Origin of the sequence: Streptomyces sp. NBC_00859 (genome assembly GCF_045161865.1) — a bacterium.
In the GTDB taxonomy this organism is placed as follows: domain Bacteria; phylum Actinomycetota; class Actinomycetes; order Streptomycetales; family Streptomycetaceae; genus Streptomyces.
The window spans coordinates 6,254,219-6,266,503 of sequence record NZ_CP108826.1 but is presented as its reverse complement, the minus strand read 5'-3'; the positions used below and the strand labels follow the sequence as shown (position 1 = coordinate 6,266,503).

Here is a 12,285-nt window from a genome sequence, read left to right as displayed (position 1 = left end):
ACCCACCCGAGGAGCGATCCATGCGAAGCCCGAGCCGACGGAGGCCGCGCGCACTGCTCGCGCAGGCCGCATCGGGGGCGCTGCTCATCAGCCTGTCCGGCTGCTGGACCGGCGCCGGAGGAGGCGGGTCCGGCGGGGACTCGATCAATGTGCTGATGGTCAACAACCCGCAGATGACGGAGTTGCAGAAGCTCACCGCCGCCCACTTCACCCGCGAGACCGGCATCAAGGTGAACTTCACCGTGCTGCCCGAGAACGACGTACGCGACAAGATCAGCCAGGACTTCGCCAACCAGGCAGGCCAGTACGACGTCGCCACGCTCAGCAACTACGAGATCCCGATCTACGCCAGGAACGGCTGGCTGCACGACCTCGGCCCGTACACGGCCAAGGACACCGCCTTCGACCAGAAGGACATCCTGCCCGCGCTGCGGCAGTCCCTCACCGGGGACGACAAGAAGCTGTACGGCGAGCCCTTCTACGGCGAGTCGTCCATGCTGATGTACCGCAAGGACGTCTTCGCGCAGAAGCACCTGACCATGCCCGCCCACCCCACCTGGCAGCAGGTCGCCGATCTGGCCGCGAAGGCCGACGGCGCGAAACCGGGCATGAAGGGCATCTGTCTGCGCGGCCTGCCCGGCTGGGGTGAGCTGATCGCCCCGCTGACCACGGTGGTCAACACCTTCGGCGGCACCTGGTTCGACAAGGACTGGAAGGCGCGGCTCGACTCCCCCGCCTTCAAGCAGGCCGTCGACTTCTATGTCCAGCTGGTCCGCGAGCACGGCGAGTCCGGCGCCGCCCAGTCGGGGTTCGCCGAGTGCCTGAACGACCTCACCCAGTCCAAGACGGCCATGTGGTACGACGCGACGTCCGCCGCCGGGTCGCTGGAGTCGGCCGAGTCCCCCGTCAAGGGCAAGATCGGTTACGTACCCGCGCCGGTCGAGAAGACGTCCAGCTCGGGCTGGCTCTACACCTGGGCCTGGGGCGTCCAGAAGAGCGCCCGCAACCCGGACAAGGCCTGGAAGTTCATCTCGTGGGCGTCCGGCAAGCAGTACGAGCAGCTCGTCGGCAAGGAGACCGGCTGGTCCGACGCCCCCGCGGGCAAGCGGGCCTCCACCTACTCCGACCCCTCGTACCGCAAGGCGTCCGCCGCCTTCGGGGACGTCACACTCAACGCCATCAGGAACGCCAGACCCAACGATCCGGGGGTGCAGCCGCGCCCAGCGCCCGGTATCCAGTTCGTCGGCATCCCCGAGTTCACGGACCTCGGCACCAAGGTCTCCCAGGAGATCAGCGCGGCCATCGCCGGGCGCCAGTCCGTCGCATCGGCCATCGCCGCATCCCAGCGGCTCGCCGCGAAGATCGCGAAGGAGTACGAGGGACGATGACAGCGACCACCGCTCCGGCCGCGCCCCGCGCGGTCTCCCCACCCGTGTCCCCGCCGAGCGGCCGGCTGCGTGCCTGGGCCACCCGTGCTCCGCTGCTGCCCGCGCTGATCTTCATGATCGTGGTCACCCAACTTCCCTTCGTGGCAACCGTGGTGATCTCCTTCTTCAACTGGAACGCGCTCTATCCGAAGGCCAGGCACTTCACCGGATTCGCCAACTACTCCGATGTGCTCACCGACCCGGCCCTGCGCAAGTCGGTCCTCACCACCGTGGTGCTGACGGTCGCGGTGGTCCTCGTCAGCCTGGTGCTGGGTCTCGTCCTGGCGTTGCTGCTCGACCGCCGTTTCAAGGGCCGGGGGTTCGTCCGTACGCTGCTCATCGCGCCGTTCCTGGTGGTGCCGGTGGCGGCCGCGCTGCTCTGGAAACATGTGCTCTACAACCCGGAGTACGGGCTCTTCAACGGCCTGCTGCACTGGGTGGGCGGCGGGGGCGCACCGCAGCCCGACTGGGTGTCTAACACCCCGCTGCTCGCGGTCGAGGCGGCGCTGATCTGGCAGTGGACGCCCTTCATGATGCTGATCCTGCTGGCCGGGCTGCAGAGCCGCTCGCCGGAGCTGATCGAAGCAGCGCGGATCGACGGGGCGGGCGGCTGGCAGATCTTCCGCCATCTGACGCTGCCGCACCTGCGGCGCTATCTGGAGCTGGGCGCGCTGCTCGGCTCGATCTACATCGTGCAGAATTTCGACGCCGTCTTCACCATCACCTCGGGCGGGCTCGGCACAGCGAACCTTCCGTACACGGTCTACCAGGCCTTCTACCAGGCTCACGAGAACGGTCTGGCGTCGGCCGCCGGAGTACTGGTCGTCATCGGCACGATCATCATCGCGACCTTCGCGCTCCGCGTGGTCTCGTCCCTCTTCAGCGAGGAGGCATCACGCGCATGACGTCATCGGACACGGCGGCCGCCGAGCGCTCGGCCCGCGTACCCGCCGCCGCCCGCACCAGGGGTGCGCTGCTGGGCCTGGCGGCCTGGCTGGCCGGGATCCTCTTCTTCCTGCCGATCGCCTGGATGGCGCTGACCTCCTTCCACGCCGAGTCCGACGCGGCCACCAACCCGCCGTCGCTCGCCGCCTCGCTCACTCTCGACGGGTACCGCGACTTCTTCGGCGCGGGCGGCGGCGCGAGCCCCTGGCCGGCGCTGGCCAACTCCGCCGTGGCCTCGGTCGTCTCGACCCTCTGTGTGCTGGTGCTGGCGCTCCCGGCCGCGTACGCGCTGTCCATCCGGCCGGTGAAGAAGTGGACCGACGTCCTGTTCTTCTTCCTCTCCACGAAGATGCTCCCGGTGGTCGCCGGGCTGCTGCCGGTCTATCTGTTCGCGAAGAACACCGGGATGCTCGACAACATCTGGATGCTGGTCATCCTCTACACCTCGATGAATCTGCCGATCGCGGTGTGGATGATGCAGTCCTTCCTGGCTGAGGTGCCGGTGGCCGTCATCGAGGCGGCACGGGTCGACGGGGCCAGGCTCCCGGTGATCCTCACCAGGATCGTCGCCCCGATCTCCGCGCCGGGCATCGCGGCGACCGCCCTGATCTGCTTCATCTTCAGCTGGAACGAACTGCTCTTCGCCCGGGTGCTCACGGGTGTCGTCGCCGAGACCGCGCCCGTCTTCCTGACCGGCTTCATCACCAGCCAGGGGCTGTTCCTGGCGAAGGTGTGCGCCGCGTCGCTCGTCATCTCCCTGCCGGTGCTCGCCGCAGGGTTCGCCGCCCAGGACAAACTGGTCCAGGGCCTGTCGCTGGGAGCCGTGAAATGAAGGCCGCCATCATCGAAGCCGTCGGCAAAGTCGGGTACGGCGAGGTGCCGGACCCCACCCCCGGGCCGCGGGACGTGATCGTCGAAGTCGCCGCGTGCGGGCTGTGCGGCACGGATCTGCACATCCTCCAGGGCGAGTTCGCACCCACCCTGCCGGTGGTGCCCGGTCATGAGTTCGCGGGGACGGTCGTGGCGCTGGGCTCCGACGTCACCTCGCTGGCCGCGGGCGACCGGGTGGCCGTCGACCCGTCCCTCTACTGCTTCGAGTGCCGCTACTGCCGCCTCGGCCACAACAACATGTGCGAGAAGTGGGCGGCGATCGGGGTGACCACGGCGGGCGGCGCAGCCGAGTACGCGGTGGCTCCCGCCGCGAACTGCGTGAAACTGCCCGACCACGTGAGGACCGAGGACGCCGCCCTGATCGAACCGCTGTCCTGCGCGGTGCGCGGCTACGACGTGCTGAACAGCAGGCTCGGATCGCACGTCCTGATCTACGGCTCGGGAACGATGGGGCTGATGATGCTGGAGCTGGCCAAGCGGACCGGCGCTGCGAGTGTGGACATGGTCGACATCAACGAGGAGCGGCTCACCACCGCTCGCGGCCTCGGCTGCTCGGCCGCGGCGGGCGGCGCCGACGAGCTGGACCGGGCCCCGCAGGGCTGGGACGTCGTCATCGACGCGACGGGGAACGCCGCCGCGATCCAGGACGGTCTGGGACGGGTGGCCAAGGCGGGGACGTATCTGCAGTTCGGGGTCGCCGACTACGCGACGCGGGCGACGATCGACCCGTACCGGATCTACAACCAGGAGATCACGATCACCGGTTCGATGGCGGTGCTGCACAGCTACGAGCGGGCCGCCGAGCTGTTCGCCGCCGGGGTGCTCGACCCTGCCGTGTTCATCAGCGACCGGATGCCGCTGGAGAGCTACCCGGCCGCCCTCGACCGCTTCAAGGCGGGCATCGGCCGGAAGATCGTGGTGCTGCCGGGTCAGTGACCTGGCACCGCCGTCCGGGATGCGGGAACCGAGGGCGGGAAACCGGCAGTGAGCCGGTGCGAGGGGGCCGGAAAAGATTCAAGGAACCGTAAAGCGCTGTCGCTCGTTCCTCCGGACATGACCGCAATGACCCCAGGTTCGAACATCCCGCTTCCGATCTCCCGCGTCGCGGTGGACGTGGCAGCTCCGGTGCGGCTCGACGTGTCGGGCCTGCTGCTCACCGCCGACGGCAAGGTGCGCTCGGACGACGACTTCATCTTCTACAACCAGCCGTCGGGCCCCGGCGTCAGCCACCGGTCCGGCGGCGGCTCGGCGCCGGACGCGATCGTGGTGGACACGGCCGCGGTCCCCGCGGGCATCGACAAGATCGTGATCACCGCGAGCCCGGACGCGGCGGGCCAGACCTTCCAGGGCATCGAGCCGACCGCCACCGTGCGCTCCACGGACGACGGAAGTGTCCTGGCCTCCTTCACCCCGCCCCGGCTGGGCGCGGAGACCGCGCTGGTCATCGTGGAGATCTACCTGCGCAACGGGGCGTGGAAGGTCCGTGCCGTCGGCCAGGGGTACGCGAACGGCCTGGCCGGTATCGCGACGGACTTCGGAGTCTCGGTCGAGGAGCCCGCCGCGCCGGCGGCGGTCCCGGCGCCGACGGCAGTTCCGCCGATGCCGTCGGCGCCGCCGGCGGATCCCCGGACCGCCGTCGCCGCTCCGGCCGCGACGCCCCCCGCGCCGCCGGCCGCCCCGGCCGCCACGAGCCGGATCAATCTGGACAAGGGGCGCGTCAGTCTCCGGAAGAACCAGACCGTTTCGCTGGTCAAGGGCGGCAAGCCGCTGCTGTCCCAGGTGAAGATGGGCCTCGGCTGGGAGCCCGCCTTCCAGGGCAAGGACATCGACCTCGACGCATCGGTCATGGCCTTCGGCCCGCAGCGCAACCACATCGACAGCTGCTACTTCGGCAAGCTCTCGATCCTGAACGGCGCGGTCAAGCACTCCGGGGACAACCTCACGGGCAAGGGCGCCGGCGACGACGAGGTGATCGTGGTCGACCTCGGAAGGATCCCCGCCGAGGCCACCGCCCTGTTCTTCACGGTCAACTCGTTCACCGGGCAGAAGTTCACCGACGTGGCCAAGGCGTACTGCCGGCTGATCGATGCGGCAAGCGGTGAGGAGCTGGTCCGGTTCGACCTGACCGGCGCCGAACCGCAGACCGGGGTGCTGATGGCCAAGCTGATCAAGCAGTTCTCGGGCGAGTGGGAGATGACAGCGGTGGGCGACTTCGTGAAGTCCCGCACGGTGCGCGGCATGGTCAAGCCCGCGGCGCAGGCACTGTAGATCCGGGCGCGGGGGCCGGGTGGCGGCCCGGCCCCGGTGTCACTGGCGGTACCCGGCCAGGAAGCGTCCGATACGGCTGATCGCCGCGTCCAGGTCGTCGGCGTAGGGCAGGGTCAGGATCCGGAAGTGGTCGGGGCGCGGCCAGTTGAAGCCGGTGCCCTGCACCACTTGGATCTTCTCGCGGAGCAGCAGGTCGAGGACGAACCTCTCGTCGTCGTGAATCCGGTGGACCCTCGGGTCGAGCCGGGGAAACGCGTAGAGCGCGCCCTTCGGCTTCACACAGGAGACCCCCGGGATCTCGTTGAGCTTCTCCCATGCCCGGTCGCGCTGCTCGTGCAGGCGGCCGCCGGGCGCCGTCAGATCCCTGATGGACTGACGGCCGCCCAGCGCGGCCTGGATGGCGTACTGGGCCGGGGCGTTGGCGCACAGCCGCATGGAGGCGAGCATCGTCAGCCCCTCCAGATAGCTCTTCGCGTGCTGCTTGGGCCCGGTGACGACCAGCCATCCCGAACGGAAACCCGCGACGCGGTAGGACTTGGACAGGCCGCTGAACGTGAGGACGACCAGATCGGGTGCGAGGGCGGCGGCGGAGTGGTGGACGGCGTCGTCGTAGACGATCTGGTCGTAGATCTCGTCGGCGAAGACCATCAGACCGTGGCGGCGGGCGAGGTCGAGGATGCCCTCGACGATCTCGCGTGGATACACCGCGCCTGTGGGGTTGTTGGGGTTGATGATCACCACGGCCTTCGTACGGTCGGTGATCTTCGAAGCCATGTCGTCGAGGTCCGGGTACCACTCCGCGGACTCGTCGCAGAGGTAGTGCACCGCCCGACCGCCGGCCAGCGTGGTCACGGCCGTCCAGAGCGGGAAGTCCGGCGCCGGGATGAGGACTTCGTCGCCGTCCTCGAGCAGCGCCTGGACCGCCATCGAGATGAGTTCCGAGACGCCGTTGCCGAGGAAGATGTCATCGACGGTGACATCGGGCAGCCCGAGCGCCTGGTAGCGCTGGGCCACGGCCCGCCGAGCCGAGAGGATGCCGCGCGAGTCCGTGTAACCGTGCGCCTGGGGCAGCATCCGGATCATGTCCTGGACGATCTCCTCCGGCGCCTCGAATCCGAAGACGGCCGGGTTGCCCGTGTTCAGGCGCAGCACAGTGTGCCCCGCCTCCTCCAGTGCGTTGGCATGGTCGATCACCGGGCCCCGGATCTCGTAGCAGACGTCACTCAGTTTGTTCGACTGGCGGAACTCCATGCCGTGGCCCTCCCAGGTCTCACTTGCTTCACTTGGTTTTACCAAGTGACAGCTTGGAAAGTCCAACTTTCTGTTTAGACTGCCTCGCATGCCACGCCGAAGTTACGACCAGTACTGCGCCGCCGCCCGCGCACTCGACGCCGTCGGGGACCGCTGGACCCTGCTGATCGTCCGCGAACTCCTGGCCGGCCCCCGCCGCTACACCGACCTCCATGCCGACCTGCCGGGCGTCAGCACCGACGTGCTCGCCTCACGCCTCAAGGGCATGGAGCGCGAGGGGCTGGCGACACGGCGCAGGCTGCCGCCGCCCGCACCGGCCTCCGTGTACCAGCTCACGCCCCGGGGCACCGAGCTGCTGCCCGTCCTCGCCGCGCTCGCCGCCTGGGGCGCGCCCGCACTGGCCGAGCGGCGGCCGACCGACGCCCTTCGCGCGCACTGGTTCGCCATCCCGCTGGCCCGGCGCCTGGCGGGGCTCGGCCCTGGACTGGTCGAGGTCCGGCTGGACGAGGGTGTGTTCCACATCCGCACCGACGGCGGTGAGCCGCTCTACGGCGACGGCCCGGCCGAGCACCCCGACGTCCGCCTCACCCTGGACGCCCAGACCTGCATCGCCATCAGCGACGGCAGTCTCACCCTCGACGACGGGGTGCGGGACGGCCGCGTACAGCTCGACACGCCGTCGGCCACCACGCCGCACGGAGCACGGACCGGGACGGGCGCCCAGCGCCCGGAGTGAGCCGTGTCGCACCGTCGCGGGGCAACCTCACCCTCCCGAACTCCGTCCTGATAAAGGCCCGTTAAGGGCTCTGCGGGCCTTACCGCCGGTAGGAGTGATGGACAACACGCCCCCGCCCGGAACACGTGACCGATACCACGCGCAGATGAGGGTTAACTGTCAGTGGCAGGCCGTAGCCTTGTTCGTATGTCCACCACCCCTTCCGCCTCCCAGGCCAACGACGCCATTCGCAGGCTCGTCGATGCCCAGACGACGGACGGCGAGTGGCCTTCGGAGGACTACGAAGTGCTGCTTCTCGACTGGGCCGCCGCCATACAGGGCGGCATCGAGCCCGCGGCCTAGTAGGTCCTGTCCGGCCGACGCCCTCCGGCCACCGGGGCCCCGCCCCACCGTTTCAGTCCAGACCGTCCAGGCCCGGAATCGGGTCCTGATCGACTCCATGCCGGCGCGAGCGGATGTCCGGCCCCGCCGGATGCAGCTTCGCGTCACAGGCAGGCCCGAGCCCGGTGCGCCGCGAGGCGGCACCCGTCAGCGGCCTGCCGCACATCCGGCACAGCACCGTCCGGCCGGGACCATCCGGTACCGCCCCGCCCTCCACCGCGGCATCATCCACGGCTGCGCCCGTCACTCCGGGCAGATGGCCGGCTCCCCCGGCCGAAGGTTCCACCGGGGTCACAGGCACATCGCGCGCCGGTCCCCGCCGCCGATCCCCTCGATCATCAGTTCCAGGTAGCGGCGCACATCGGGCGGGCCACTCGCACCGAGCTCGGCCGCCGTGGCCACCGCATGGGTGAGCCGGAGCACCTCCGCGGTCTCCAGGTCCGCGCGCACCGCACCCGCCTTCTGCGCGGCCGCGAGCAGGTCGGCCACCGCGTCCTTGAGACGGCCGCTGCAGTCCGAGATCACCGGCGAGCAGCCGTCGGCCATCGCCGCGCCGAGCAGCGTCTTGAGACCTCGCAGGTGGATCATCTGCTCCGCCAGCTTCTGCAGCCAGTCGGCGAGCGCCTCACCCGGCGCACGCGCCGAGGCACCGAACTCGACGGCCTGGGCAGCGAGTTCGTCGATGCTGTCGACATAGACCCCTTCGAGGAGGTCCTGCCGCGTCGGAAAATGACGGTAGAGCGTGCCGGAGCCGACGCCCGCACGCTTCGCGATGTCGTCCAGGGACGCGTCCACCCCGCGTTCGGCGAAAGCCATGGCCGCTTCCTTCAGGAGGCGTTCGTAATTGCGGCGCGCATCGGCCCGCATCGGCTTCGGCATCAGCTGCTCCTCGCGAACCCGGGACATTCTCCGCATCGTATCGGGCAACAACCGGAGACAGCCTCCGCGTGCTGCACGGGCGGTGAACGCTGTCCGCTCAACGGGAGTTGATCATGCCCGTACCGCCCGTCATCCGGACGCCGGGCCCCGGCCCGCACGGCCCGGTCTCGTCCGCGCTGCCGGCGTCACCGCTTCTCCCATGGTCGCCATCGGCCCCACCGCCGTCAATGTCCGCCCCCTGCCGCAACGGCGACGCCAAGGGCCCGGCAACACCCCGCAGGGAGGCCCAGGGCCACACGGAGGGCCACCGGGCCCGGGAAGCGCCGTACGGGCCTGGACGGACGGGGCACTGGGCGCGAGGCACGGGTCCGGCCTGTCGCGCCGCTGGACTTTCACGATCCTGAACCCGACGGTCCCCATCGGTATCCGGCCACCGGAAGCGCCGCGCCGTCCGGGTCGCGGCAGGCTCTCCAGCGGCCGAGCGGGCGCTCGGCGCCCCGGGCCCGGGGACGGCAAACGAGACGGTGACCCGGTGCATCACCGGGTCACCTCACGCCGCACTCGCCGGGAGCGCGGCCGGCGCCCTCCTCGCGGGAGGGCCTGTCACTCGCTGCTCCGTACCGGTCGCCGCCCTCATGATCAAGGGACGGCGCCCGGTCCGTGACTGGCCTGTCCTCGCCGGACTCAGAGCTTGGTCAGCTTGGCGTAGGGGCTGAGAATCCTCCCTTGACGCCCGGAGAAGTCGATGAGCACAGCGTCATTGTCGCCCTCGATGCCGACGACTCTTCCGAGCCCGAACTGGTCATGCGAAACCCGGTCGCCCACATCGAAGATCTCGATGGGTGCGGCGGCTTGCGCCGGGCGGTTGAAGGGACTGGAGGGCAGGTGGCGCCGGGATCCGGCTGACTTAGTCATTGCTCTCAGTATGCGCCCGCGAGCCCCCCTCACGCTATGTCTGTCCCGCCGCACGGCCCCGGGGCCGTGATTCCCCCTGCGGATTCCTCCTGCGATGATCAGGGGATGGAATTCCCGGCGACCGGTCGTCGCGTGCTCATCAGTGGTGCCTCCCGAGGTCTGGGCCGCGCCGCCGCCCAGGCCTTCGCCGGCAACGGCGACCGGGTGGCGGTGCATTACGGCACCCGGGAGGACGACGCCCGGCACACGCTCGCGTCGCTCCCGGGGACCGGCCATGTGCTGGTCGGCGGCGATCTGTCGGACGCCTCGGTGGCCGCCGAGGTCGCCGGACGCGCGGCCGAGGGACTGGGCGGGATCGACGTCCTCGTGAACAACGCCGCCGTGAACGCCCGCCACCCGCTGCCCGGAACGCCGTACGAGGAGTGGGTGGCCGCCTGGCAGAGTCATGTTTCGGTCAATCTGCTCGCCACCGCACACCTCAGCCATCTCGCCGGGCGCCGCATGATCGACGCGGGCAACGGCGGCAGGATCGTCAATATCGGCTCGCGCGGGGCATTCCGCGGGGAGCCCGACCATCCGGCGTACGGGGCGACCAAGGCAGCCGTGCACGCACTCGGCCAGTCGCTCGCCGTCTCCCTCGCGCCGTACGGAATCGGGGTCGCCTCGGTCGCCCCCGGGTTCTTCGGGACCGAGCGGGTGGCGGACCGGCTGAGCGGCGCCGAGGGCGAGGCGATCCGCGCCCAGTCACCGTTCGGCCGGGTGGCGTCGGCCGACGAGATCGCGGCCGCTGTGCTCTGGCTGGCCTCACCGGCCGCCGAGTGGTCGTCCGGCACCGTACTCGACGTCAACGGAGCTTCCTACCTGCGGACTTGAGGCGTACGCCGGGGGCGGTACCGGGCTGGTCAGCCGCCCGGTACCGCCCCCGGCAGGACGCGCCCAGCCTCAGGCCCGCGACCTGGCCTTGAAGGCCGCCTTACGGGCGTCCTTCGCCGCCTTCCGGTCCGGGTGCAGCCTCCCCATCGCCTCCAGGACCTCGGCGGTAGCCGGGTGCTCCACCCGCCAGGCCGCCTCGAAGAAGCCGCTGTGCTGCCCGGTCAGTCCCTCGACGAGCCCTTGCAGCTCCTCGGCCTCACCCTCAGCGTCCAGTTGCGCGGCCAGCGTGTCGATCGCCAGCCAGAAGATCATCGACTCGGGCGGCGCCGGCACGTCCGCCGAGCCCCGCTCGGCGAGCCAGACCCGGGCGAGCCCACCGAGCTGCCCGTCGTCCAGGACGTCACGGACCTCGTGCTCCGCCGCTTCGCCCGCCACCAGCGAGAGCGCCTGCTGGCAGTGCAGCCGGCGCAGCGGCGCCCCCCGGTCCACTCCCCGGGCGGCAGACAGCAACTCCTTGGCGGCGGCGGCCGGTTCACGGCCGTTGAGCCACAGTACGGTCTCGGCCCGTGCAGCCGCTTCGGGGAAGCCGGCGAGGGCATCGAGCAGGGCCCCGGCGTCCTTGTCAGCGAGCTCGCCGACGGCGGGCGCGTCGACCCCGGCGTCCAGCATCCGGGCGCGGATCCCGTACAGACCGAGCGGCGTGAGCCGCACCATCCCGTACCGGGAGACGTCCTCGTCGTCCACGGGCCGCTCCGGCTCCGTCCGCCCCTCCGCGTACTCCGCCTCTTCGGCCATCAGCGCCTCGTCGACCGGGTGGTACTCGACGAGGCCGATCGGTTCGAGCAGGCTGAACTGGTCGTCGAGGCGCATCATCGCCTCGGACACCTGCTCCAGTACGTCGTCCGTGGGCTCGCCCATGTCATCGGGGACGATCATCGAAGCGGCGAGCGCGGGAAGCGGGACCGGCGCATCCTCGGCACCGGTCTCCGTCACGGTCAGCAGATAGAGATTGCCGAGTACACCGTCGAGGAACTCGGACTCCGCGTCCGGGTCCCACTCCAGTTTCTCGAAGTCGATCTCGCCGTCCTCGCCCACCAGGTCGGCGAAGTCGTCGAACTGCGGGGCGATGGCGTCGGCGTGCACGGCTTCGAGGCCGTCCAGCCAGAGCGCCAGGATCTCCTGGGGGCTGCCCGATGTGATCAGCTCCAGGTTCTCGCCGGGGGCCGCCGTTCCCTCGCCGTCCTCCTCCGGCGCCTCGTCGACGTCGACGAGGCCGGTGTCCACGGCGAGCCGCCACGCCTCGCTCGCCAGGGCGGCGCCGTCCTCGTCGGCGGTGAGACCGAGCTCGGCGGCGGCAGCGGGCAGCAGCTCATCGGCCAGCTCGCCCCCCGCGCCGACGCGCGTGTCCGGACCCGCCCACCGCGCCAGCCGGACGGCCCGCGTCAGAAGAGGGGCGGCCAGCGCGTCACGTGCGAGCTCCGCTTCGGAGTTCAGCCGCACCGGCGGCAGGGTGGGGCGGTCTCCGGACATCGGTGGTTCTCCTCGGGGCTGAGACCGGCCGGCGAGTGTGCACGGTCTTCGGACGTACGGTTCGGGCGACCCAGCGTAGACGCATTTCGACCCATGCAACCTGGTTCACGTACCCGTCGGACGCCGTCCACCTTCGAACCCTTGACAACTCCCCTGCCCACACAAGAGATTGACGCGCGTAGAACGTAG

13 protein-coding genes are annotated in these 12,285 nt (G+C 70.3%); 8 read left to right on the top strand and 5 right to left on the bottom strand.

The features are described 5' to 3' along the window. Window positions 1-20 precede the first annotated feature (20 nt). From OG584_RS27455 to OG584_RS27435, 5 genes are all read left to right on the top strand, one after another. The gene (locus OG584_RS27455; RefSeq protein ID WP_405781765.1) at window positions 21-1,388 is read left to right on the top strand and encodes an ABC transporter substrate-binding protein; all 1,368 of its coding nucleotides are present in this window, start codon (window positions 21-23) and stop codon (window positions 1,386-1,388) included. Continuing rightward, a complete protein-coding gene (locus tag OG584_RS27450; RefSeq protein ID WP_405781764.1) occupies window positions 1,385-2,332 on the top strand; it encodes a carbohydrate ABC transporter permease in 948 nt (315 codons plus the stop codon). The genes OG584_RS27455 and OG584_RS27450 overlap by 4 nt, the downstream gene beginning before the upstream one ends. After that, on the top strand, window positions 2,329-3,204 hold the full coding sequence (locus tag OG584_RS27445) for a carbohydrate ABC transporter permease (RefSeq protein ID WP_405781762.1): 876 nt from the start codon (window positions 2,329-2,331) through the stop codon (window positions 3,202-3,204). Before OG584_RS27450 ends, OG584_RS27445 begins: the two co-directional genes overlap by 4 nt. Then, window positions 3,201-4,199: a zinc-dependent alcohol dehydrogenase family protein gene (locus OG584_RS27440; RefSeq protein WP_405781760.1), complete on the top strand. Its 999-nt coding sequence runs from the start codon at window positions 3,201-3,203 to the stop codon at window positions 4,197-4,199. Before OG584_RS27445 ends, OG584_RS27440 begins: the two co-directional genes overlap by 4 nt. Window positions 4,200-4,316: 117 nt before the next feature. Next, window positions 4,317-5,531: a TerD family protein gene (locus OG584_RS27435; RefSeq protein ID WP_405781758.1), complete on the top strand. Its 1,215-nt coding sequence runs from the start codon at window positions 4,317-4,319 to the stop codon at window positions 5,529-5,531. Window positions 5,532-5,570: 39 nt separating this feature from the next. Here the strand turns inward: OG584_RS27435 and OG584_RS27430 are convergent, their stop codons facing one another. Continuing rightward, window positions 5,571-6,782: a pyridoxal phosphate-dependent aminotransferase gene (locus tag OG584_RS27430; protein WP_405781757.1), complete on the bottom strand. Its 1,212-nt coding sequence runs from the start codon at window positions 6,780-6,782 to the stop codon at window positions 5,571-5,573. 88 nt (window positions 6,783-6,870) lie between these two features. Between OG584_RS27430 and OG584_RS27425 the strand changes: the two genes are divergently transcribed. Together OG584_RS27425 and OG584_RS27420 are read left to right on the top strand one after the other, a co-directional pair. After that, window positions 6,871-7,518, top strand: coding sequence for a winged helix-turn-helix transcriptional regulator (locus tag OG584_RS27425; RefSeq protein ID WP_405781755.1), 648 nt, complete (start codon window positions 6,871-6,873; stop codon window positions 7,516-7,518). Between the two features lie 186 nt (window positions 7,519-7,704). Beyond that, on the top strand, window positions 7,705-7,860 hold the full coding sequence (locus OG584_RS27420; protein WP_405781753.1) for a hypothetical protein: 156 nt from the start codon (window positions 7,705-7,707) through the stop codon (window positions 7,858-7,860). A 52-nt stretch (window positions 7,861-7,912) separates the two neighbouring features. On the opposite strand, the gene OG584_RS27415 is transcribed toward OG584_RS27420, so the two are convergent. From OG584_RS27415 to OG584_RS27405, 3 genes are all read right to left on the bottom strand, one after another. Further along, entirely contained in the window at window positions 7,913-8,146 is a 234-nt protein-coding gene (locus OG584_RS27415; RefSeq protein ID WP_405784310.1) for a DUF6011 domain-containing protein, read from the bottom strand. A 44-nt stretch (window positions 8,147-8,190) separates the two neighbouring features. Further along, window positions 8,191-8,805, bottom strand: coding sequence for a TetR/AcrR family transcriptional regulator (locus tag OG584_RS27410; protein WP_405781752.1), 615 nt, complete (start codon window positions 8,803-8,805; stop codon window positions 8,191-8,193). Window positions 8,806-9,462: 657 nt separating this feature from the next. Next, complete coding sequence (locus OG584_RS27405; protein ID WP_365855754.1) at window positions 9,463-9,693, bottom strand: CarD family transcriptional regulator; 231 nt, start codon at window positions 9,691-9,693, stop codon at window positions 9,463-9,465. A gap of 105 nt (window positions 9,694-9,798) precedes the next feature. On the opposite strand from OG584_RS27405, the gene OG584_RS27400 reads away from it, so the two are divergent. After that, window positions 9,799-10,566, top strand: coding sequence for an SDR family NAD(P)-dependent oxidoreductase (locus tag OG584_RS27400; RefSeq protein ID WP_405781750.1), 768 nt, complete (start codon window positions 9,799-9,801; stop codon window positions 10,564-10,566). A gap of 69 nt (window positions 10,567-10,635) precedes the next feature. Here the strand turns inward: OG584_RS27400 and OG584_RS27395 are convergent, their stop codons facing one another. Beyond that, on the bottom strand, window positions 10,636-12,096 hold the full coding sequence (locus OG584_RS27395) for a hypothetical protein (RefSeq protein ID WP_405781748.1): 1,461 nt from the start codon (window positions 12,094-12,096) through the stop codon (window positions 10,636-10,638). Between the last annotated feature and the right edge of the window lie 189 nt (window positions 12,097-12,285).

Excerpts from the sequence above, each read along its gene's own strand:
- OG584_RS27420 (WP_405781753.1), top strand. The coding sequence starts at position 7,705 with ATGTCCACCACCCCTTCCGCCTCCCAGGCCAACGACGCCATTCGCAGG.
- OG584_RS27430 (WP_405781757.1), bottom strand. The coding sequence starts at position 6,782 with ATGGAGTTCCGCCAGTCGAACAAACTGAGTGACGTCTGCTACGAGATC.
- OG584_RS27410 (WP_405781752.1), bottom strand. The coding sequence starts at position 8,805 with ATGTCCCGGGTTCGCGAGGAGCAGCTGATGCCGAAGCCGATGCGGGCC.
- OG584_RS27395 (WP_405781748.1), bottom strand. The coding sequence starts at position 12,096 with ATGTCCGGAGACCGCCCCACCCTGCCGCCGGTGCGGCTGAACTCCGAA.
- OG584_RS27440 (WP_405781760.1), top strand. The coding sequence starts at position 3,201 with ATGAAGGCCGCCATCATCGAAGCCGTCGGCAAAGTCGGGTACGGCGAG.
- OG584_RS27400 (WP_405781750.1), top strand. The coding sequence starts at position 9,799 with ATGGAATTCCCGGCGACCGGTCGTCGCGTGCTCATCAGTGGTGCCTCC.
- OG584_RS27455 (WP_405781765.1), top strand. The coding sequence starts at position 21 with ATGCGAAGCCCGAGCCGACGGAGGCCGCGCGCACTGCTCGCGCAGGCC.
- OG584_RS27405 (WP_365855754.1), bottom strand. The coding sequence starts at position 9,693 with ATGACTAAGTCAGCCGGATCCCGGCGCCACCTGCCCTCCAGTCCCTTC.
- OG584_RS27435 (WP_405781758.1), top strand. The coding sequence starts at position 4,317 with ATGACCGCAATGACCCCAGGTTCGAACATCCCGCTTCCGATCTCCCGC.
- OG584_RS27450 (WP_405781764.1), top strand. The coding sequence starts at position 1,385 with ATGACAGCGACCACCGCTCCGGCCGCGCCCCGCGCGGTCTCCCCACCC.
- OG584_RS27425 (WP_405781755.1), top strand. The coding sequence starts at position 6,871 with ATGCCACGCCGAAGTTACGACCAGTACTGCGCCGCCGCCCGCGCACTC.
- OG584_RS27445 (WP_405781762.1), top strand. The coding sequence starts at position 2,329 with ATGACGTCATCGGACACGGCGGCCGCCGAGCGCTCGGCCCGCGTACCC.